Annotated in this window: 8 protein-coding genes; 3 read left to right on the top strand and 5 right to left on the bottom strand. The window is 53.0% G+C overall.

Annotated features, from left to right (window positions below; genetic code table 11):
• Position 1 precedes the first annotated feature (1 nt).
• Positions 2 to 14,968, bottom strand: a complete 14,967-nt coding sequence (locus V3O24_RS09295; protein WP_331307044.1) for an SDR family NAD(P)-dependent oxidoreductase — start codon at positions 14,966 to 14,968, stop codon at positions 2 to 4.
• A gap of 727 nt (positions 14,969 to 15,695) precedes the next feature.
• Between V3O24_RS09295 and V3O24_RS09300 the strand changes: the two genes are divergently transcribed.
• The 3 genes from V3O24_RS09300 to V3O24_RS09310 all read left to right on the top strand — a co-directional run bounded on the left by V3O24_RS09300 (position 15,696) and on the right by V3O24_RS09310 (position 18,410).
• Positions 15,696 to 17,300, top strand: coding sequence for an NAD-binding protein (locus V3O24_RS09300; protein WP_331307045.1), 1,605 nt, complete (start codon positions 15,696 to 15,698; stop codon positions 17,298 to 17,300).
• Positions 17,297 to 17,989, top strand: coding sequence for an NAD-binding protein (locus tag V3O24_RS09305; protein ID WP_331307046.1), 693 nt, complete (start codon positions 17,297 to 17,299; stop codon positions 17,987 to 17,989). The genes V3O24_RS09300 and V3O24_RS09305 overlap by 4 nt, the downstream gene beginning before the upstream one ends.
• A gap of 130 nt (positions 17,990 to 18,119) precedes the next feature.
• The gene (locus V3O24_RS09310) at positions 18,120 to 18,410 is read left to right on the top strand and encodes a cupin domain-containing protein (protein WP_104425057.1); all 291 of its coding nucleotides are present in this window, start codon (positions 18,120 to 18,122) and stop codon (positions 18,408 to 18,410) included.
• A 162-nt stretch (positions 18,411 to 18,572) separates the two neighbouring features.
• Here the strand turns inward: V3O24_RS09310 and V3O24_RS09315 are convergent, their stop codons facing one another.
• The 4 genes from V3O24_RS09315 to V3O24_RS09330 form a co-directional block, all read right to left on the bottom strand.
• Positions 18,573 to 19,061, bottom strand: coding sequence for a hypothetical protein (locus tag V3O24_RS09315; RefSeq protein WP_331307047.1), 489 nt, complete (start codon positions 19,059 to 19,061; stop codon positions 18,573 to 18,575).
• A gap of 29 nt (positions 19,062 to 19,090) precedes the next feature.
• Entirely contained in the window at positions 19,091 to 20,383 is a 1,293-nt protein-coding gene (locus V3O24_RS09320) for an Hsp70 family protein (protein ID WP_331307048.1), read from the bottom strand.
• Between the two features lie 159 nt (positions 20,384 to 20,542).
• A complete protein-coding gene (locus tag V3O24_RS09325; RefSeq protein WP_331307049.1) occupies positions 20,543 to 22,891 on the bottom strand; it encodes a dynamin family protein in 2,349 nt (782 codons plus the stop codon).
• A 260-nt stretch (positions 22,892 to 23,151) separates the two neighbouring features.
• Positions 23,152 to 23,658 carry a DUF1993 family protein gene (locus V3O24_RS09330; protein ID WP_331307050.1) on the bottom strand — a complete coding sequence of 169 codons (507 nt, stop codon included), beginning with the start codon at positions 23,656 to 23,658 and terminating at the stop codon, positions 23,152 to 23,154.
• Positions 23,659 to 23,782 lie beyond the last annotated feature (124 nt).

The following is a 23,782-nucleotide window of genomic DNA, read 5'->3' on the forward strand; positions in this document are numbered from 1 at the left end:
TTTATTGCAATAGGGACTTGCTGTTCTGCGCCGTTAAATGCCTGGACAGCGTTTCGACCGTGGAAAAATCGATCAGCCATTGCGGTTGCACCGGCTGTTTCAGTCTTTTCTCCAGCCGGGTCGCCAGCACCATCGCCGAGATCGAATCCAGCCCGTAATTCTGGAACGGCTGGGTAGAGTCGAAACTCTTCAGTTTCAGCACTTCCAGCACGGTATTTGTGATCACCTGCGCCATATCAACCGGTTGTTCCTGCGCTGCCGGTTGCGCTACCCCGGCAAACAGCAGCTTGTGTATCCGGTGTATCAGGTTCGGTTCCAGATGTTTGATCCGGTCCAGGCTGATCACGTCGGTGATCCTGTAGACCGGCACCTCAAGACCCGAGCGTTTTTCAGCTTCCCATTGATCCAGATGATGCAGGATTGAATTTTCCGGGACGGTTTCAACAGGCGCTTCGGGCTTGGCCGCCACAGCCTGTTTTCCGGCTTCAACGGCATTGAGGTTCGCATACAGCAATTGCGGCCTGACCTGCTCAAACTGCTGCCGGTCGAGATAGCCGATAAACACCCTGCTGCCCCCCGTGCAGGCCATCGCCTGTTCAAACAGCACCCGGCCTTCCTGGTTGGAAAATGTCCGTATGCCGAGCCGGTGGAAATTCTCTTCTATCGCCGCAACTCTTTCACCGGCAATCCGGGTGATGGCTCCGCACTGGTTCCAGTCCGACCAGATGATGGTTTTGTAACACGTATGGTTGTTTTGATGGTGCTGATAAGCGCTGAAAAAATCGACAAACGAATTGGCCATCGCATAGTCGCCGGCACCGCGGGCCAGATGCGGCATAAGCCCCGTCATCGACGAAAACGATATGAAAAAGTCCGGCGCATCCGCCTTGAAAAGCGCATGCAGGTTTTCCAGGCCGCTGACTTTAGGTTCCCACACCTGCTTCATCCGCTCCAGATTTTTGCTGACAAATCCGGGGGTGTCTGAATCGGAATAAACGCCCGCACTGTGAATAACCCCTCTGATCGGCCCCAGTTTGGCGCGGATTTTTTTGAAATAACGCTTCAACGCGTGCTGACCGGTCAACGAACCGGTATAAATGTGAAGATGCTCAACCGCCTTGTCCAGCTCAATCAGCTCGAGCAGTTTATTTTTGATATACGGAGACAGGCCGTCGTTATTGACCGCCTTCGACCACGACTCCCGTGGCGGAAGTTGTGTAATCCCCATCAACACCAGCTTGTTGCAGCCTTTGGCGGCAAGATACTTGGCAATTTCCAGCCCGACGCCGTTGGTTCCGCCGCTGATCACATAAACGCCGTCCTGCGCAATCGGCAATGCCTCTCCGGCTCCAGCTTCGACGGCCGATAGGACAGGCGCAAAACGCTGCCCGTCACGGTAGCACAGTTCAGTTTCCTGCAATTCGGCGTCAAACTCCTGCATGATGATTTGCCTTAATTGTCCGGGCCGGTCATAAGCTGTTTGGTCAATATCGATAAACCGGGCGCTGACATGCGGATAATCCGCGCTGAGCATTTTGACCAGACCGGCAAACTTGGCGCCCGCGAGGCTCATCTGCTTGCACTGAAAATGCTGCAAACCCTTGGTGAAATACAAAATCGCAATGTCGTTATAAGTGCCGATGAGGGTTTGATAGAAAACGGTCTTGCCCGGATTGTCGGCATCGCTGTCTTTGGCCGTATCGTAAAGATCGCTCAAATCGATAATGTGGCTAATGTTATCGTACTGGTCGATCAGGATGTGGGCGCTGATTCTGACCGATTCGGCATCCTTGTAGTTGATCGAATTCTGGATCTGGCTGGGCAGAACGCTGTTGTCGCCGATCAAAATGACTTTGTTAAAGTCTTCCGGTTCAAGCAGTTTCCGGGCAATTTGCAGGGACTCATGGTTAACCAGAATCAGCACCGTGCCGCGATCGGCCGGGTGCGTCACCGGTTGCGGCTGTTTTTCCCGCCATTCCTTGTTAATCAGGCAGATATGCTCCGCGACCTGTTCGGCGCAGCCGTTCCGAGCCAGACGCTGCCCGGCGGCATAATGGATTTGGCTCAACCTGCTGAACGGTTCGGTCTGCGCGCCGAAAGCCAGCCATTCCCTAAACAGGCGCTGCATTGCCGCGTTCAGGTCGCCGCAATCATCCTGAGTAACCAGCACACAGCGCGACTGTTCCGGTTTGACGGCTTTGCTGATCAAGTCTGCCAGCCGGTCGGCCGCAACCGGGTCGGCCTGGATAAAAAATACGATGTCCACGGGGCTGCCGCCGCTTTGCCCGGATAACATTTTCAGGCATTGCACAATCGCCGGGGTATCGGTCGGCTGTGTTCCCACGCCGCCTAGAAACAACAAACAATCGGGCCGTTTCGCTGCCAGCCCGTCGTTGATTTCACTGACGGCGTAATAACTCACATTCGAGGAATCATCGAGGCCGGACGCCTGTTTCAGTTGCATCAGCAGGTTGTTGAATGCCCGGCGTTCGCCGTCATCGGCGTAGATAACGGCAAGCTGTTTACCCTGATAATGCTGCAAGCTGTTTTGCCAATCAATCGTGTCCGGCAACTCGCTGCCGCGCCACAGCTCGCTATCTATCACCGGTGTTTCGCTGCTGCGGCAGGGCTTGCTCTCAACGGTGTCGTCTTCAACGGCTTCGGTTTCCGGTATCCAGTAATGTTCGCGGGCAAACGGATAGGTCGGCAAACCGTGCTTTCGCCGCGCCTGTCCGGGCCGGTATAACGGCGACCAGTCGACCGTTTCGCCGACAACCCAGCGTTCAGCCAATTGCCGTAGCTGCTGCGTTGTAGCTTCCCCTTGAATTGTGCCATCGGCAGCTGCGGCCTTTTTGCCGACTTCACCGGCAACACAATCCTGATCGCTTGCGCCGGTCGACGCGTAGTTTGATAACCTTGTTCTTAATTCGTCAGCCGTGTTCGCGACAACCGCCAGACGATGATTCAGCGCCACCCTGCCGACCTGAAAGGTATAGGCCATATCGCTCAGGTTGATTTCCCGGCTGTTGTATTGATCGGCCAGATAGTCGCTGACCGCCTGCGCATAAACCGCCAATTGCTGCCCGCTTTTTGCCGACAACACCAACAGCACCGGCGTATCCGCTGCAACTGCGGCCGCAACCTGCGGTAAAGGCTCTTCCAGCACGATATGGGCGTTGGTGCCGCTAAAACCGAATGAGCTGACTGCGACATGACGCTTTTGCCCTGTGGGCGCGTCCCACGGTTTGCACTGCGTATTCACGTAGAACGGGCTGTCCTCTAAATCGATATGCTCGTTCAGTTCCTGATAATTGATGGTTGGCGGCAATTGTCGGTGTTGCAGGGCCAGCACCGATTTGATCACGCCGGAAACACCGGCGGCAGTGGCAAGATGCCCGATATTGCTTTTTACCGAACCCAGCGCGCAAAAATGCTTCCGGTCGGTAAACTGGCGGAATGATTCGCGCAACGCGTCCACTTCAATCGGGTCGCCAAGCTTGGTCGCCGTGCCGTGCGCTTCAATCAGCTGGATATGCTCCGGGTTGATGCCGAATTTTTTGTAAATACCGGTTTCCAGACGGGTTTGCGATTCCTGATTCGGCGCGGTAATGCCGTTGCTTTTACCGTCCTGGTTGACGCCCCAGCCGCGAATCACGCCGTAAATATCATCGCCGTCCTGCTCGGCCTGCTCCAACCGTTTCAGCAACAGCACGCCTACGCCTTCTCCGGGGACAAAACCGTTTGCGCGCTGGTCGAAGCTATAACAGCGCCCGTCCGGCGACAGCATGCCGGCCTTGCTCATTTTGACATGAATCTCCGGGCCGTTGATCACATACACGCCACCGGCCAACGCCAGGTCGCTATGCCCCAGCACCAGGCTGTCGCATGCGCCAGCCAACGCGACCAGAGACGAGGAACAGGCGGTATCGATGGACAGACAGGGGCCTTGCAGATTCAGGAAGTACGCGATACGCGCGGGCAGTATCGAGACCGACTCGCCCATCAGCGCCTGCGCGCACTGCGCCTGACCGGCCATCAGCTGGCTGTAATCGCTGACCGTGCAACCGACAAACACGCCACACGAACTTCCCGACAGATCGGACGGGTTGTAACCAGCGTCTTCAATGCAACTCCAGCTGGTCTGCAGGAACAAACGCTGCTGCGGGTCCATGTACTCCGCTTCCGACGGCGAAATATTGAAAAACAGCGGATCGAACACATCGACATCATCGAGCAGACCCATGCGCTTGCATACCGTCTTACCGGGCGCATTCCTGTCAGGATCGTAATATTCGTCAACCGACCAGCGCGTGGACGGAATGTCCGAAATACACTCGCGCCCCTGCACCAGATTCCGCCAGAATTGCGTCACGTTATCGGCTTTAGGGAACTGCCCGGCCATACCGATAATGGCAATCGACTGGGTTGCGCTATTTTGATTGCGGTTTTGCTGCAGCTCGGACTGCGCCGCGCCCTCGGCTCGAACGGGCGGCACAGTGACTGGTTCCTGCTCGACGGGTTGCCGATCAGCGGAGCCCGCCAATGCAAACGAACAAACCAGAACCGGTTCGGTTACTTGTTTACGGGGCTGCGCCGCCATTGCCGCAGCAACTGCCTGTTGAGGCTGTTCCTGATTTTGGAACTGGCCCTGTTGGCTTCCCGACTTCAACAGGTACTGGTAAAACTCGGCCAAGGTCGGATAGCTGTAGACCTTGGTTGCGCCGATGGATAAGCCATAGCGTTTGTTGATCGCTCTGATCCAGGTGACCGCGGTAATCGAATCCAGCCCCATGTCGATAAACTTCATGTCATCGTCGAGCGACTCAGGACTCATCAACAGCTCCCTGGCCAGGGTTTCTCTGAGCCATGCCAGCAGTTGGTCGCCGTTTTCCTGAACCGTTCCGCTATCGATAACGGTATCAATACAAGGCGACGGTTGCGTGTATTCCATTTGGGACAGCACAAACTCAGTGAACCGGGTTAAGGTCGGGTAACTGTAGACTTTGGTTGCGCCTATCGACGAACCGAACTGTTTATTGATCTTTCTGATCCAGGTGACTGCGGTAATCGAGTCCAAGCCCATGTCGATAAAGGCCGTCTCATCGTCGACCTGTTCCCGCTGCATTTGCAGCTCCTCGGCCAGACTTTGCCTCAGGCTTTCAAGCACCTGCTGCGGCGACTGGTGGCTAGATGCTCGCGCGCCGCTCATTGGCGATTGCGCCGGATCGTCTTGCGCGGCGGCCTCATTGAAATGGCGGTTGATGTTATCGATGACGTCCTGATTGCCGACGAAGGTCTTGTCGTGCATCGCCAGTTCCCGAGCAAAAACGTCCGGCAAGCGCTGCCGGATCGACTCGCTGCGCCGGTTCTTTTGCCGCACAAGCTGATCTCTGGTCGACAACGCCAGATGGTTGGCCAGCGCCAGTGCGTAATCGAACACCTCTCTGCGTGGCATGACCGGCATAGCCATGCCCCGCCGCTTTAACTCCCGGCCCTGAAACTCCCGGGCGGTTAGTAAAACTTCCCGGCTTAAATCGTGGCCCAGCCGCTCCGGGAAGATCAGCGTCGAACCCGCGCCCGGCGTAAAACCATAGAGCATATACGGACTCTGATAGACGCTTTCCTCGCTGTAAACCGCCCAATCGCAGAACAACCCCATCGCCCATCCTGCCCCGATCGCGTGTCCCTGCATCGCCGCAATCACCGGAATCTCGCAGGCAAGCGGCATGCTGTAGCTCTGTTCGTCGGTAAACCGGGCGCTGCCGTTCTGGATGGCCAGCAAGCCCTGCTTGGTGCCGCCGCAGGCAAAATAATTATCGTAACCGGTCAGCACCACGGCCTTGTAGCCGGGCGTGTTGTTGATATGCTCAAAGGCCTCAATGACGCCGCTGACAAACTCCGGCGAAAAGGTGTTTTTGCTGGATCGGTCGCACAGATTCACCACCACCACGCCGTTGCGGTACTTTTTCAGCGTAACTACATCGGAATCGAGCTTGACCGGCTCCGGCGTTTCCGCGCCAAAAGTTGCGCGGCCCGGAGACCAGACAAACCCGGCATCCGGCCTGTTCGTATCAGCCTGCCCTGGCACTCCGGCTACCGGCGTGAACGGAGCGGCAAGGTTTCCAGTCAACTGCCTGGTTCGTGAGGATAAATGTTTTTTCAGTTCAGCCGACGCCGTGCCGGATATTTGCGCGATGCTGCGGGCTGTTTCCAGCGCATAGTCGTCGATCTCGGCCTGCCCGACAACCTGCATCGTCAATCCGGCCTGCCTTAATGCAGCGCCGCTCAAAAGGCCTGAATTCGATACTATTTTATCGGCACAGGCTTTGCCGAACCGTTCGGCAAAAAGCCGGTATTCCTGCTCGGAAACAGCGGTCGAATGAAAGCTGTACGTCCCTTCCGAACTGCAAATCATGACCTCGCCGGCGGCAGCCATCAGCATCGCGTTGTAGCTGTTTTCACCGGTCAGCACGGCGATCACGGGAACGACACAACCGGCTATGGCCGAAGCTGCGTTACTGATAGAACGCTTTGCCGCCGGGTCATCTTCAGCGGCAAACAGCTGATCCAGCCCGGTCAGCAACAGCACTTTTACAGCGCCATGCGCCGGCTTGTCTTCGGCCAGCGTGTTAACCCGTTGCAGACACCCGATCAGCCCTGCGCAGGCGCTGTCTATCGCAATCGGCTGTCCGTCCGCGTTATCAGGCTTAACGGCAAAAACACCGTCGCCGTCATCGTAAAGCGCAATGCAGGGATTACCTCCGGCGGACGCTACCGCCATAGGGGTGTCAGAGGCTGAGCCGTAACTTTGCAATGACCTGAGGCTGATCGGTTTTATTACAGTTTGCGTCTGGAACGTTGCCGGACACAACGCAGGCTCCCGCAATGAAACTCCGTCCGGCTTCGCAGGAACGGCGGAATCGGAGCAAGGCTGCTGCGCAGGAACTTCGGATATGGTGCGTTTCATCGGCTCTACGGCTGCGGCTGATGCCTGCGGTATCGGCAGCGGCGCTGGGGCAACGTCAACAGTCTTCTGCTGCGTCTGCTTCGCTTCAACCAACGGCAACCAGTAACGGGTCGCCGCGAAAGGATAGGTCGGCAGACTAATACGCCGGGGGACGCACTGCCCCTGATAAAGCCTTTCCCAATCGATGTCCATGCCTTTGGTCCAGAGATTCAGCAGCCTGGAATACTTGCGCTGCCTGAACCAAGCATCCACCGTTTGCTGCATCGATTCATCGCCGGCAAACGCCGCAATCAGCTCCTTGTGGCGCTTGACCTGCCCCTGATAAAGATCCTCCGCCTCATCCTGACCGCCGATATAGGCTTTGAGCTTTTCCTGCAACTGGGGCAGTGAGTGCGCGACCAGCGCCAGACGCTCATCCATCTGCTCGCGGCCGACCTGAAGCGTGTAGGCCAGATCCGCCAACTCTAGCTCGTCGCCATCGGCGATACGTCGACCGATAAAGTCATTCAGCCTGCCCGCATAAGTTTTAAGCCGTTCCTCGTTTTTGGCGGACAACACAACAACACAGCCCTGCCCGGCGTCTGGCGGCAGGCGTTCCGGCTGCCGGTATTCTTCGACAATCACATGGGCGTTGGCCCCGCCTGCGCCGAACGCGGATATGCCGGCTATGCGCGGAAATTCCTTTAGCTCGCCCTGATGCTCCAGCAGCGGACGCTGCCAGTCCGCCAGCGTTTGCTGGACGACAAACGGGGTTTTGTCAAAATCGATATTCGGGTTCAATTCGTCCGCATGCAGGCTGGGCGCAAGCTGTCCATGACGCAGTTGCAGAATGACCTTGATAAACCCGGCGATTCCGGCCGCCGCCTCCAGATGACCGACATTGGCTTTCGCCGAACCCAGCGCGCAAAAGCCGGTATCCTGCGTAGTGTGCCGGAAGGCCTGGGTCAGGCCGGACACTTCAATCGGGTCGCCCAATTCCGTACCGGTGCCGTGCGCTTCAATATAACTGACCGCGCGCGCATCGACGCCCGCTTTTTGCAGCGCGTCCCTGACCAGTTCGGCCTGGGCCTGCGGATTGGGTACGGTATAGCCGTTGGTTTTACCGCCATGATTGACATGGGTTGCGCGTATCGTTGCATAAATCCGGTCGTTATCCGCTATCGCCTGAGACAAGGGCTTCAGCAAAACCGCGCCCGCGCCTTCGCCCGGCACGAAGCCGTTGCCGCCTTTGCCGAAGCTTCTGCAAACGCCGTCTTTGGATAACATGCGCGATGCGCTGAGGCCGACATAGCCGGACGGGTGCAGGTAAATATTCACGCCGCCGGCAATCGCCAACCGGCATTCACCGCTGCGCAGGCTTTGACATGCCTGATGGATGGCGGTCAACGAGGACGAGCACATCGTATCGACCGGCACACTCGGTCCGCGCGCATTCAGGAAATAGGACACGCGGTTGGCCGCCGAACTGAACGAGGTATGCGGGTAGACCGTCGAGCCCTGCCCCCACAACTCGGGTCCGAACAAATCGAAACCGGTTCGGGTAATGCCGGCAAAAACGCCGACCTGCTGCTTAAAATCGTTTACCAGACGCTCCCGGGTGTAACCGGCATCTTCCAGCGTCTCCCAGGCGGTTTGCAGGAACAGCCGCTCTTGCGGATCGATTGCGATGGCCTCTTTCGGCGAGATATTGAAAAACAACGGATCGAAATCGGTCACGTTATCCAGGAATCCGCCCCATTTGCTGTAGCTTTTGCCCTGCTCGACCGCCCGGTCCGGGTCGGCATCAAAAAAGTCCTGCATCGGCCAACGATCCGCCGGAACTTCCCGAATGCAATCTTGCCCGGACTTTAGTATTTGCCAATAGTCATCGACATTATCCGCCTGCGGAAAGTGGCAGCTCATGCCGATAACGGCGATCGCGTCCTGCCCGGCGTCCGGTTTGTTATTGGATCTGTAAAGCTGCGCCGTATCATCGCACCCGGCGTTTTTTTCCGCACTCGCCTGAACCTGAGGCCGCGAAGTTTCCGATGCGGCGGATTGAGCCTGCAAACCGGTCAGCCGGATTAACTCGTCTTTATTGTTGTTAATGAAATAATCGCTCAGCGCATCGATGGTCTGGCATTCAAATAACAGCGTGCTGCGGACGTCGGGAAATATTTCCCGCAAGGCATTGGTAATCTGCACCACCAGAATCGAGTCGATGCCGTAGGTTTCCAAAGGTTCCAGCGCATCAATATCGTGGCTGTTCATTCTAAGGGTCTTGGCGGCCAGTTTTTTCAAATGAAAATTGCTTGCCTCTTTTAGCCCCTCATCAGAACTGATAACGGCCGGTTTCGGAAGTTCATCCGCAGAGCTCGGCTGGATAATTGGAGCCGGGTTGACCGGCGGTTTTTGCGCCGTTTTTTGCTGCCGGACAACCCCGTCGCTTTCCGCAACGATGACCTGCTGCCCGAGTACATGCGCATCCGGCGCCGGAAACAGCACGTTGGCAAAGCCTTCCTGCCCCAGAACCTGCTTCCAGGTTTCAGGATACAATCCGGGCGCATCGGGAATGCGCAACGGCTGGTCTTCCGACAGCCACCATCCTTCCAGCAAACCGAACGTCAGGTGCGCGAACAGCGACTTGCCGCTGATTTCATTCAGCAGCAACAGACCGTTTTTGCGTAACGCCGCCTTGGCGTTCGACAAGGTCTGCCGGATATTTCGCGTGGCATGCAGCACATTGGTGGCTATCACCAGATCGTAGTGCTGCGCGGCTATGTCCTGTCCGGCAAGCGGTTTTTCGACATCGAACAGTTTCGGGCGGACATACGGATAGTCCTTAACAAACTGTTCTTCGGCATGAAACAGAAACGCCTTGGACACATCGGTATAGGCATACTCCGCAATATGCTGCCGGTACGGAGCCAACAGCGGCAGGATCATCGCGGTAGTGCCGCCCGCGCCCGCTCCGATTTCCAGGATGCGCAACTGTGCATCCGGGTCTTTTTGCAAGCGGATCCCGATGGCCGCAACCAGGGATTCGCCCAGAATGCGGTTGAAATAATCGGCAACCGCGTTGTTCCGGTAAATGCCTTCGACGCGCCGCATCGATGAGTCGGGAAACAGAATATCGGTCGCGCGCCTGCGGCCGGACAGAATATCCGGCAGCGCCCGCAAACAGGCTTCCGCCAGCTCGATCGCGGCCGTTAAGTCGGCATTACCGAAACTATCCCGCTTGGCCTTTTCCCATTCCTGCCATAATTGCTCGGGATTGCCTGATGCACCCCGGCTAAGCCTCTGTTCGGCCAGTATTTTTCGGCTTGCCTCCAGCCACTGACTGTAAAAACCGTGCGGACTTTCGCCGGACTCGTCAAGCAGACCCAGCGACTGCAACGCATCGGCAAACAAAGGCAATAACTGCGCTTCCAATTCCGCGTTGTTGAAAATACTTAACGGTTTAAGCGTTTCAACCCGCTTGTTCAGTTCTTCTGAAACCGGCGGAATCAGGTCAACACATTGGGGAACGGTTTCCGCGTAGATACTCAGATTTTGATCCGGGTCGATCATCGGTAGTACATCGAGCCGTGAAGTTTTCAACAAGGCCAGCTGGTTTACCGGTGCGGTCAGCAGTCCCTGCAACACGGACATGGCCTCGTCCGGTTGTATTGGAATAATGCCGCTGAGTTGCAGACGGATTTTCGTGGCCGCGGAAATGGCATCGCCGGTGCCGATATCCCAATGCCCCCAGTTAATGACTTTAACCGCGCAAGTCCGTTGTTTGGCCAGATGCAATGCAAACGCATCTTCAAATGCGCCGCCAGCGGCATAACCGCTGAGGCCGCCGTTTTTCTCCAATGCCACGACGGAGGAAAAATACAGCATGAAATCCAGCGGTTCGTACTTGAACACCTGCGCCAGATTCACGCTGATGTCGATTTTGGCCGAAAGAATGTCCCTGAACCGCTGTTCGTCCATCTCGACCAGACTATGATCGAACAGCCCTACCGCAGAATGGATGACCCCGTGAATGACCGGCCAGCGTTGCTTGATTGTTGCATAGGCTGCCCGCAACGACTCAGGGCTCGACGCATCTGCAACCACATAGACCGGCGCAGGGCCGAAGTCGGCCAGCGCATCCAGCTTCGCCTGAATCGCAGCATCCGGCCGGCGTCTACCTATCCAGATAACCTGCGCCTGATAATGCTGTATCACATGACGCGTCCACGCCTCGCCTATGCCTCCGGCTCCACCGGCCACCACATAAACGCCGCGCTGCCGATAAACAGGTGTCGATTCCGGCAGTTTTTCGACAGGACTCAGGAAACGCTTGAACCACTGCCCGCCGCGACAGGCCAGCACATCGCCCTGCCGGTCGGCCGGTAAGCTCATCAACTCGCGCACGGGCCAATCCAGATGATTTTCCATATCCAACGTCCGAATCGACCAGCGGGGATATTCCTTCGCCAGCGCACCGGCCAAGCCATGCACACCCGCATGCGCGGGATCCGGCGCATCTTCGTTGAACACCGATTGCGTCCGGCAGGTTATCAGCGTCCAGTTCAGATCCCTGTTACCGTATGACTGGGCCAGCAAGGCCTTGACCAGTTTAAAAACATACAACAGCCCGGAATTTTGCTGCTCGACCAGCGTCTCGTTAAACTCGGATGCGGCATCCGGCTTTGGCGCTATCCAGATAATATGATCCAGATTGCCAAGCTGCCGGAGTTGACGGCTTAATGACTCGATGGTGACCGCAGGATCGATGGCTATCGATTGCGCAGCCGTATAAACCGACCGTATGGCCTGTTGTTGCTCTAAGCTTCCGCCGATAATCAGCACGCCGTCGTCATGATTGGGGAACAAGCCTGCATTTTTACTGTCGATAACAGGACGCCACAGCGGAGCCAGTACGGTTGGAAGCACGTTTTCAACTGCCGCCTCAACCCAGGCTTTACCGGCAGTATTGCGTTCCTGCGGTAACTCGGCATTCGGCAGCCAGTAGGCATGCTTCGCAAAAGGATAGGTGGGCGCTGCAATCCGCCGCGGCTGCCTGCCCCCGACAGCTTGATCACCATCCAGCAACGACCAGTCCACTTCAACGCCGGACAGCCAAAGCAATGCAATTCTGTCCCAGTCGCGCTGCGCGACCAGCGAGCGGATAAACGCCCGCCCTGCATCGCCTTCGGTCAGTTCCCTGAATTGGGCGGGAACCGTCTTGCTGTTGAACTGGTAAACCTGGGCATCACGCTCCTGATTTAAGCAGAATGCAGCCAGCTTGCCGATCAGATCCTGACGATCCGTAATCACCAGCGCTAGGCGCTCCTCCATAGCCTGACGGCCTGTCTGCAAGGTATAAACCAGATCGGTCATCGATACCGACCGGCTGCTGACATCGCTCAGCCAGTCGATATATTTCTGCGCATAAACCTGCAATTGCGGCCTCGTCTTGGCCGACAGCACAAACACCAGCGGCCTAGCCACATCGTCGGCAACTGCGTCAACATCCAACGGGGACTCCGCCAGAACCGCATGCGCATTGGCGCCGCCGGAACCGAAACTGCTGACTGCGGCGATTCTCGGCCCACCATCTGTCGGAGGCGTCCAGGGTTGCAAGCGGTCAACCACATATAAGCAGGAATCGGATAATTCAATATGTTCATTAAGCTGATGGAAATGCAAGGAGGCAGGCAACTGGCGATGTTGCAGGCACAGTACCGTTTTCAACAACCCGGTGATTCCGGCCGCCGCTTCCAGATGTCCCAGATTGGTTTTTACCGAGCCCAAACCGCAGCTTTTTTCGGCTTGCATGCCGGACTGTGCAAAAGCCTGTTTCAGGCCTTGAACTTCAATCGGATCGCCCAGCGAAGTGCCTGTGCCGTGCGCTTCAATGTATCCCAACGAGCGTGGGTTGATTTTTGCCGACTGCCACGCGGTTTGCAATAGCTTGGCTTGCTGCTCGGGGTTGGGAACGGTCAGTCCGCCAGCCTGCCCGCCGTGGTTACAAGCCGTGCCTTTAATCACGGCGTAGATTCTGTCGTGATCGGACACCGCCGAGGCCAGCGGTTTCAGCAGCAGCATGACCGCGCCTTCGCTACGCACATAACCGTTGGCCTGTTGGTCGAAGGTTTTGCAGCGGCCGTCTTTCGACAGCATGCCGGCCTTATAATAAGCGATACTGTTGGCCGGATGGCAGATCAGGTTGATGCCGCCGACCAAGGCCTGCGATGACTCTCCGGTCTGTATCGACTGCACCGCCTTATGCACCGCCACCAGCGAACTGGAACAGGCAGTATCCAGCAACAGGCTGGGGCCATGAAAATCGTAAAAATAGGAAATCCGGTTAGCCAGCACCGCCATTGAATTGCCGGTGCCGTAATGCGCATCGACCGGGCTGCGGGACTGATCCAAAAGCCGGGCGTAATCGGAACCGCTGGCGCCGATAAAAACCCCGGTATTGCTCCCTGCCAGCAAATCCGGCGCATACCCTGCCTGTTCGATCGCCTGCCAGCCAAGCTCCAGCAAGATACGCTGCTGGGGATCCATGGATTCGGCTTCCGCGGGCGATATACGGAAAAAAGGCGCATCGAATGCCGCCACGTTATCCAGAAAACCGCCCCGGTCAATACCCTGATGCTTATGCGCCGGATCGATTTCGTCGGGCCACTGCCAACGCCCTGCCGGTAACTCGCCAACAACTGAAGCGCCGGTCTGCAAACACCGCCAAAACTCCTCGGGCGTGTCGATGCCGCCGGGCAACCGGCAGGCCATGCCGACGATTGCGACATCCTGCGTACTGGCCTGGCCCTGCGGTTTTGTTACTACACATTTTGCCTGCTGCGCTTCGCGCTTATGATCCTGCTTTTGCTCCGGGACAACATGCTCACAGAGATACCCGGCTATTTTGTCGGCCGTGTTGTACTGAAAGAAAAAGGCCGGGGTTAGCGGCAGTTGGTACCTGAACGCGATTTTCTCGTTCAGCTCAAGCAGGTCGGCGGAATCCAGGCCCATCTCCATCAGCGGCCTGTCGAACGAAAACGCCGATTTCCGTTGTTCGCCCAGGCAATCGCTAAGCGCATTTTGCAGATAGCCGCGAATTTCGGAGCGCGTAAATCGTGTGTTTTTTGCAGCATCAATGCGCATGTCATTACGGCTTCGATGATGAATATCGTAGCTGACCAGCACGCCGCAGCCTTCGTTTTTGTGGTCGTGGGGCCTGTAGCCCGGCATCACCCGCTGAATTGCCGCGCCATGCAGCTCATGGAAGCGCAAAATAGGATCCGACAGCACGCCATGCTCGTTACGCTGCCGAATATAGTCTTCAAGCGCAAGCCCGGCGGTCCGGTCGAAGTTTTTGCACAACGTAATCGCCACCACGGCTTGCACGTCTTTTTGCAGACTGCGGTAGATCAGCATAAATTCCAGCAGCTGATCGCCCAGGTTTTGCTGTTGCATGTCCGGCAGGATATTGACCGCGAGCAGTTGCACTACCCTTGCCTCTGGATTATGCAGCGAATCAACCTGTGCGACGGCTATTCCATCTAACGCATCTGCACTATCGATGCGTTGGGAATAAATGACGCCGACAACCGCATCACCGACTGTCAGCACCAACTGTCCTTGCGGGTAGCGGGCGATTCTTTGTGTTAAAACATCTTCAGGCGTGCGCAGCTGTCCGGCCCAGCAACGCTCCTCCAGTAACAGCAATGCCGGCAAGTCATCGGACTGTGCGGCTCGAATGCAGTATCCCCTGCGCTCCAGATGCTGTAATAGGTATTGATTGCAGGATATGCCGTCGAAAAAATGCGCAGGCGGCTGGTGAGAAGGGACCAACCCTGCGGCTGAAGCGGCCATCAAGCAGTCAGCAGGGGCTATGGCTGAATGTTGCAATAACCGGCTGATATCATGTTCAGCCGTGGACGCAACGCCGGTCGAAATAAAGCAATCTGCAAACCGCGTCTGACCGCGCTTTATCATTTCAATAGAACACTGTTTAAACAGCTCTGATAAGTTGTCGATCATGATCTGTTCGGAGGTTTCCCTGGTCGATGGTTATCGTAATAAACAGCATTTTTGTCTGTCCGATTTATGCACGACCAACATTCGGAACTCAACCGAAGCCAATCGCTCTTCCTTTGTTAGAAACTAACACGAAACAGCCACCACACTCAAGGTAAAGGGTATAAAAAATCGGTGTAAAACGCCGCCGCATAAAGTCAGGCTTTCTGTTCCGATACATTATCAGGGCTGAGAGAACCCTCTTTATATAACAGGGTTCATGCTTATAGAGACCGTTTGTAGCAGACTTTCAGCTTTCAACGCACTTGTTCGCAAATGTCGCAGCATCACGGCTTCGTCATCAAATCCGACACAACCCACGAGAAATTCTGGCTGGTGTTGCCTTTTACTGAAGGCTTCGATTAAGCTACGAGCTCAAGCCGAAGCGCTTTGGGAGTTTTGCGTAGTTCCCCGTTAAGCCAAGGAAATAACGCGGGATGAACCGTCGAGATGATTTTCGTGATACGGCGCCGGTTGTATCCTGCACCGGCCCTGAATTCCCGCAAATCTTCCCGTTCTAACCAACGTTACCTTAACGTCAAGCCTGAAATCAGTACGCCTCATGAGTGAATTACATCTGCGAGACAACTGCTTGATCCCATTGTTTCTGGATGGGGTCTACTGCAAGGAAGTTAAAGCCGCGCCCTATTACACAATCATTAATCATTGAACAACACTTGCAGGCGACAAAATGTTTACACGACTGATTGTTTATTTTGCTTACTTCCTGAAAACATCAAAGCGTTACCAACGCGCCAAGCTGTTTTTCTATGATTTGCTGGAGAATCCAAACAGCCGGCTTAAATCCTATTTTGATGTTTTTATGATTTGCCTGGTAATGCTCAGCGTTTTTCTGCTGATTTACGAAGTGGATCATAAGTTGGATGCCGGCGCAGTGCTGTTCGAACACTGTGTAATCAGTCTGTTTATCGCTGAATACCTGTTGCGGGGCTGGTTGTACAGCGACAATCATAAGATCATTCTCGAACATTATGAAAAGGCCGACTATTTAAACCTCTCTTTTCGTCCGGGCAAAGTCGCCATGATCATTCTTGCCAAAAAAATCGAGTATGTTTTTACGCCTCTGGCCTTGATTGATTTGCTCGCTATTTTGCCTACATACAGGCTGTTGCGGGTCATGCGGATATTGCTTCTTTTCCGATTGTTTAAGCTTTTCCGTTATTTTAATAGCATTAAACTGTTTGCCAACATATTAGCCAGTAAACGTTTCGAACTCATTACGCTGGGCATTTTTCTCGGTTTCCTGGTGTTTGTCGGCAGTACAGCGATTTATTTATTTGAAAATCCCGCCAATGGCGGACAAGTTAAAAACCTGTTCGATAGTTTTTACTGGGCGATAGTGACTGTGGCAACCGTCGGTTATGGCGATATATCGCCGCAGACGACCGGTGGCCGAATCGTTGCGATGGTATTGATCTTGGCCGGTCTGGGCGTATTGTCTTTTCTTGTTTCCATCATTGTCACCGCATTTAACGAGGAGATTGAAGCGTTGCGTGAAAACAGCATCTATACCGAACTGAACCGGTTTGATCACTTTATTATCATTTGCGGTTTTGGCCGGGTTGGGCAGCATATCGCCCGGCAACTTGAAAAAGACAAACAAAATTTTGTTGTCATTGATCCCAGAGAATCGTACATCTTGAAAGCAAAGCGGCTGGGTTTCCTGTTCATTCACGCGGATGCCAGCAAGAATGACGTGATGCATAATGCGGGCATCAATAATGGCGCAACAACTGTTATTTGTGCGACCGGCGATGATGTGATCAATGTTTATATCACGCTGACCAGTCGGCATTTAAACCCGGAGATCAGAATTATCTCCCGTGCTAACAACCAGGATAACGTAAAGAAACTCTACCAAGCCGGCGCCAGCAATGTGATTCAGCCGTTTGAAATCGCCGGGATGGCGGTCGCCGAATACATCGGCCAGCCTGTGGCTTTTGAGGCTATTTTGGGCATTATCCGCGAGGAAAGCCATATCATCATGGAAACATTGTGCGTACATCCCGGTTCATTGATCGAGGGGATGAACATAGCCGAGGTTGGCTTTGAACAACGGAAATTAATGTTGATGGGTATTGTCAGCGCCAATCCGGTACATCAAAAACATAAGAACAGCTATCCGATAAAGAATCAACATTTTTACTTTAATCCCGAGCCGCACTTTGTATTGCGGGACGGCGATCTGTTGGTCGTTATCGGCAGGGAGTACGCCATCGACTATTTTCGCGATCAAATAGAAAAGAGCCGGCTAAAAAACGGGAGAAAACAATGAAGCGCATTGCCGTATTCGGTTACAGCGTGATGTCTTTGGAAGCGATGAATCGATTGAATCCAGAGCAATACAGCATTATCTTTATAGCAAAAGACGATGCCGAAGCCTCGCTGGTCGCGGAAAAAGGTTTTGATACCAAAGTCATCGATTTTCGCAATGATGATGCGCTCAGATCAGTCGGCATAGGCACGGATATCGACACCCTATTCTGTTTTTATCCCAGGGATTTCGACAATGTATTTTTAACTATTTCGGCGCGGGCGATTGATAAAAATCTTACCATTGTCGCGATTGTCGACGACCCGGAGTCGGCTGAGAAATTATTGGCCGCAGGCGCTAACAAGATCATTGACCCTTATGAAATTTGCGGCAGAAAAACCCACGAAATGTTAACCAAACCGGATATTACCAACATTCTGGATAATACGGTTTTCGGTCGGCATGACTTGAATATGGCGCAAATAGAAATCCCTAAAGGCTCTTGTCTGGAAAACACCAGAACCAGTGATTTAAAGTTGAATGAAAAGCACAATCTGATTCTGATCGGTGTTGTAGACAGGGAATTAGGCGATCAACTGCATTTTGCAATCGGAGAAAAAGAGCACTGCTTGAATGCGGGCGATGTGCTGGTGGTCATGGGACCTGCCAGGGAAATAAAAGCGTTCAAAAAAGAAGTCGAGCAATGTTGATGTCGGTGTAAAGCCTGAATTTATATCAATAGGCGGTTAACCCGCTATTTTTCCGGTAAGTTTTGCATGGCGATTAACAGAGCTGATGCTAAAATCGCTGCTCCAACACGTTTAATTTTTTAGGAACAACATGAGCAAAATTACCATCGAACACAATCCGAGTGAAGAACGCTTACAACAACTGGGGGTTTCCAACTGGGAAATCTGGGAAAAAGAAGTTTCAAAATTCCCAATCGATTTTGATGAAACTGAATGCGCCTATATCCTGGAAGGCGAGATTTTGGTAACCCCGGCAGAAGGCGAGCCGGTACGCATTCTGCCGGGCGATCTGGTAGCGTTCCATGCAGGCCTGGACAGTCAATGGGAAGTGGTCAAGCCGCTGCGCAAGCATTACAGCTACGATTTTCCCAACGGCATTTAGCCGGTGGCTGCGCCTCGCAAAAGCACTCGATAGAAGCGGCTTGGAATAAAAAACCGATAGGCTGAATTTGACCCGACAGATGCTTCTGTTAACACGGTATCTGTCGGGTTAAGTCTAAACTGCAATCTCGTTTTTCAGCTCTGGAAAACAATACATTATCCGTCAATTAAGCCAATGGTATCCATGCGCCCCTGCCACGGCGCCGAAAACCGTCAGCAAGCTAAGCGCCAGTAAAACCTTGTGTATTTGATGAACCAGGGCAAAAGCTTTGATGCTGTTTTTTTCCGCCTGTTGATGAAACCAACGATGCAAAAACAATGGCTCCAGCACAAATAAAACAAGCGTGAATAAAAACCAGATTAACGTCATCAGGTGCATCCACCAATATTCCAGCTGCTGATAACGCTCCCAAGCGTTCATAACGTCCAGCATGTAGAAGCCGGAAATTCCGGTAATCACTGTTGCCAGCTTTGCCTGAACGGCAAATTCCCCTTCAATTTGTTCGAACAGCTCCAGCTTGTTAGTTGAATCCGTTCTTTTTTTCAGTGCGGGAATCAGCACGGTCGTGACAAACGCCATACCGCCGATCCATAACACCACTCCAATGACGTGAAAAGAACGGGCAAAGATAAAATAATTGAAATTTTCCATAGTCGTTTCCCGATAGACCCTTAATGAAGTCAATTAAGCCCTAAATAATACCGTCTGGCGTCGCACGCCAAACCGAAGCCAACGCTGGACAAGCGATTGCCGTCAGAAATTCCGGCCTGTGGAAATATCCGTCGAGTGATTTTTTGGATCAGCGGAATAGCGGTGCCGCCGCCGGTCAGGATGACCAGGGCAACGTCGTCCGCTTTCACCCCCGCCATCATAATGCAATCGTTGATAGTTGTTTGAATGCTTTCAAGACTCCCATGCAGACTATCCTCAAATTGCGCCCTATCGGCATGCGATTGCAACCCGGCTTCAATGAAGGAAAGGTCGGCCGTTGTCCGCTCGCATGAACTCAGGTTAATTTTGCTTTCCTCAACGGCTGCCATCAAGGCATGCCCCTGCTCTTCCTCTACGATGGACAGCAATCTATGGGTCAGAATCTTGTCATTCGATTGAGCGATTAACGCTCTTAAATCCCGCTTATATTTTTGCGTATACATGTACTGAATTTTGCTCAATTCCGACAGGTCAAAGAAAGGCGTTACCGGAAAACCCAGCCCTTTGGAACCCCAAAGCGAACCCAGCCCCAATAACGGCATAAAGCATTTCAAACTCAATGCCCGGTCAAAATCATTACCGCCGATTCGAATCCCGGCATTAGACAGAATGTCCTCATGACGGTCGGGCTTGTTGATATAGCGCTCCGATAACCGCATGATCGTAAAGTCGGATGTGCCGCCGCCAATGTCCATAACGACCGCTAAACGCTCTGTATCGCCCATATTTAATTCATGGGCAAACGCGGCGGCAATCGGTTCATATTGGAAGCGTATGTTTTTAAACCCGGCGGCTGAAAATATAGCTTCGAGCTGGCTTTGCGCCTCTTTATCCGCTTTGTCATTGCCGTCGACAAAATGTACCGGCCTGCCCGCAACGACATTGTGGATGTCCCGGTCTGCCGATAACTCTGCTTTATTTTTTATATCCTCAATAAAATGGCCAATGATATTCTCGAATTTTGTTTTTCTTCCGCCGATATGGGTTCCTTCTTTCATCAGCGAAGTGCCAAGCACCCGCTTAAAACTCCTCATAAACCGGCCATCTTCTTGGGCGATATGGGCGTTAATCGCTTTACGGCCGAAAACAACAGCCGGGCTTTCTGCCGGAAAGAAAATGGTCGAAGGAATGGTTAAATGCTCGTCTTCGACCGGAACCAAGGTTATTTGATCGTCATTCTGCCGGGCAATCGCCACCGTTGTGTTCGAGGTGCCAAAATCGATGCCGCACGCAATCGATCCATGCATTGTAGGTGTTTTCATACTGAGTTTTATCGTGAACGAGCGGCCGCTGTTGAACAGCAGCTTGGGATTGAACGGGGAAGTTTGATATTGGGGAATTAAATAACTGGAGCAGCAGCTCGGCTTTGCTCCAGTCTATTCATTTAAAGATGCAGGCTTATAGCTTAGCCTTATGATAATTTAGAAGACATTCGTGCATGTATCTCGTACTTCTTTAAGCTCCAGGGCAATTTCTCTACGCATACGAAAATCGCGGCGCGTGTGCGCAATACTGTATGGAATATTTGGATTTCTTTCATATTTAACAGCCGTGCGAATAATGCCGATCCATTGCCGGTCATTGTCTTCCATTTCTTTAAACCGGTTGCGGATGCGCTCCAGCTCCTGATTACAGTAGGTGATAAACCCTGCGGCATAAAATACGCTGTTTTTCAGATAGTCTTGCAGCGCGTCTATATCGCCGGTGATCTCCTCGACTACTGATTCAAAATTAGCCGGCTCCAACATTTTTTCCGATCCTTCCTGCACTTTTTTAATCGGCGCCGCTTCTTGAGCCGGAGTTTTAGCGCCAGGTTTTTCCTGTGCTCTAGTGCGGCTAATATCGGCATCGGTATTCGCCGCGGGTTCCGTCCAGACGCCATGACGCAAGTAACAGGTCAGGCCGCCCTCGCGTTTGACCTTATCGCTGCCTTGATAAAACGCTTCCAACGTCTTGATTTCCGCCGACCGTTCGTTCAACAAGCGCTCTCTTGCCTGCAAAGGCTTAGCGATAAACGCTTCTACGGCTCCGCGGCTAAAGCGCAAAAAAAGCACTTGGAAGCCGTTGCGTATCCGCGCCTGTTCCAAAGCTTCGTCCGCGTCTGAGTGCAGCAGGGTTTTGCGCACTTCTTCGGTCTCCCAAAGCAGAGTTTGAGTTTTACGGGCGATTTGATCAATCAAGGTTTGCAGCGCCAAGGCCAGTTGGTCGGTCAATTCAGTTTCAAATTTTTTCTGGATTTCCCGAAACAGCTCTTCCCGGATTTTATAATTGCCTTCCCGAGGATCGGGCATGGAAATGGTGCCTCCGGCCGTATAGATGCGCTTCAGCTCATCGGGTTTGGCTGTCTGGAGGTTCGATAATATCGCTTCGATCTTTTCGTCATAAGCCGCGCGCAACGCAATCAGCTCTTCATGCTCGGAGCCTGCGGCATCGGCTTCTTTGCGCCCTTGGATGACTTCGGCATACCAGGTATCGAAATCCTTTTTAATGCGTTGCCACTCCCGCCCCCACCATTGATTAAACTCTTTGCCGAGCAGATCGTCTTCATGCAGCTCGGTTTCATCAAATACGCCGTAGATCGGTTCCAGCTTGAATAAAACTTCATTGGCAATCTGGCGTATGGCGCCGACCAACGCATCGCAACGGCGTTCCAGCACGCCTGCTCGCTCATTGTCGATGTAATAGTTGATCGATTCTTTTAAAATCGCCATGCCGTCGGTAATGCCCAGCTTTTTCATCTTGGCTTTATCGTCAGCGCTTTTGGTGCGTCTGAGCGTGTCTTCGGACGGTATGCCAAACTCGACTAAATGAGCGCGGGCGCAGACCGGAATCATGCGGCGTTCAGGAACGGAAGGCCAGTAACTGCGATGCTTGTCATAGGTGTCTTTGAAGTCGATTTGATCATCCATCGCATCGGCTTGTGTCAGCACCACAAACACTTTATCGGAGACTTTAACACTGGGGTCTTCGGAATCGGCAATGGCCAGCATTTCTTTTTCCGGGCCGGTCACCGAGGGTTGTTTCATTTCTTTGGCGTAAATAATCGCATCGCAGTTTTTCAGCCGCTCGATGGCCTGTTCCGCATGCATCAATATCCCGGAGTTAAAACCGGGAACATCGTGAAAAATAATGTCGCGGTCGCTACGCAAGCGTACTGTTTTTAACTGGATGCGTTTAATCGCTAACGATTGGGCGCGGTTTTTAAATACCGCCGATTGCAGTTGCTCGCTGATTTCGCCTATATCGATAAACTTCTGAGTAAAGCCGGCTTTTTGTTTGCCGAACTCTAAGATTTTGCTTAGGTGTTTTTCGGTGTCGTCAAAATCTTCCTGAATTTCCTTGCGCTCGCGCTCGCTCAAAGTGCCCAGCAACGCATCGCGGCGTTGTAATTGCAGCTTGCTGATTTCTTCTTTGCTGTAGTACTGGATAAAAAGCGCTTGGTCCTGCTCGGTTTGCGCCGACCAAATTTCGGTGCTGGTAAACGTGCAACGCTCTCTTGCCGAGGGCAAAATTTCCTGTTCCAACCACGCATTGAGTAACGCGCTTTTACCTGCTTTTTCCAGTCCGATGACCGCCACCTCGAAACGATTGGCATGCAGCCTGTCTAATTGCCGATTCAGGCGGGGCCTTTCAATATTGAGCCGATTTAATAAATCAGAAGGAATATCAACTCCGGTTTTATTAGCCAAAGTAATCAGCTTATCGGCCAGCACCGAGGTTTTCTCCAGCCTGAGCAATTGTTGTTGACAGGTTTCTAACCAAGTAGTCATAAGTATTCCGACGTTATAAACAAAAATAGGTAATTTTACTGCATTGTTATACTTAGCGCCTAAACAAAAAACGATTCGTCATAACCGTCCAACAGCGTTAAGCCATTTTAAATCAATATGTTGAAATATCACCAATTTGCAGGCCATCCCATGCGGTTTGTAAGCAAATGATTTTTAAGATTTACTTAAATAATTATTAAATCATTCCTTTAACAGTCAATATGCGTTGGCTTCATTTGCAGTGACCGATTGAAAAATAATCAGTAATCGCCGGTATAATCCTTTTTCCCTATTTCCACGCCATTATGCCGGAGTATCGCGTAAGCGGTGGTCAGGTGGAAATGGAAATTGGGCAGTACAAAATCAAGCAGGTAAGCTTGGCCTAAAAGGTTGAGTTCCCTGCTGCCGAATTTGAGGGTGATTTTGCGATCTTTAGAACCGTCGATTTGCTCAGCGCTCACACTTTGTAAAAATGCTTTAGTCTTCGCGATACGCGCTTGCAACTCGGCAAAGGTGGTTTCGTTATCTTCATACCGAGGTACTTCGATGCCTGCCAGCCGGGCTGCGCAACCTTTAACCATATCGGTCGCAATTTGTACTTGGCGGCTAAGCGGATACATGTCCGGCGTTAGACGCGCATTGACGAAGATGGCCGGATCGATTTTCTTCGCTTCGGCGTGAGCGGCCGCTTTATCGAGTATCGCGGATAAATTTCCCAGCATACGCACAAAAACAGGGATAGAGGCTTGGTACATGGTCAGTGACATAATGATTGCTCCAGTGAATGATGAAATATTGCGGCAAATATTGGCAAGCGATAGCAGAAAATGTCAGGCGGTTACACGTTAACCGGGTTCAGTCATCAGAGCGTTGTTGAAAAAGGAATCAAGC

Source organism: Methylobacter sp. Wu8 (genome assembly GCF_036440755.1).
GTDB classification, from domain to species: Bacteria; Pseudomonadota; Gammaproteobacteria; order Methylococcales; family Methylomonadaceae; genus Methylobacter_A; species Methylobacter_A tundripaludum_A.

Coding starts and splice junctions, on each gene's coding strand:
- V3O24_RS09295 (WP_331307044.1), bottom strand. CDS start 14,968: ATGATCGACAACTTATCAGAGCTGTTTAAACAGTGTTCTATTGAAATG.
- V3O24_RS09300 (WP_331307045.1), top strand. CDS start 15,696: ATGTTTACACGACTGATTGTTTATTTTGCTTACTTCCTGAAAACATCA.
- V3O24_RS09305 (WP_331307046.1), top strand. CDS start 17,297: ATGAAGCGCATTGCCGTATTCGGTTACAGCGTGATGTCTTTGGAAGCG.
- V3O24_RS09310 (WP_104425057.1), top strand. CDS start 18,120: ATGAGCAAAATTACCATCGAACACAATCCGAGTGAAGAACGCTTACAA.
- V3O24_RS09315 (WP_331307047.1), bottom strand. CDS start 19,061: ATGGAAAATTTCAATTATTTTATCTTTGCCCGTTCTTTTCACGTCATT.
- V3O24_RS09320 (WP_331307048.1), bottom strand. CDS start 20,383: ATGAAAACACCTACAATGCATGGATCGATTGCGTGCGGCATCGATTTT.
- V3O24_RS09325 (WP_331307049.1), bottom strand. CDS start 22,891: ATGACTACTTGGTTAGAAACCTGTCAACAACAATTGCTCAGGCTGGAG.
- V3O24_RS09330 (WP_331307050.1), bottom strand. CDS start 23,658: ATGTCACTGACCATGTACCAAGCCTCTATCCCTGTTTTTGTGCGTATG.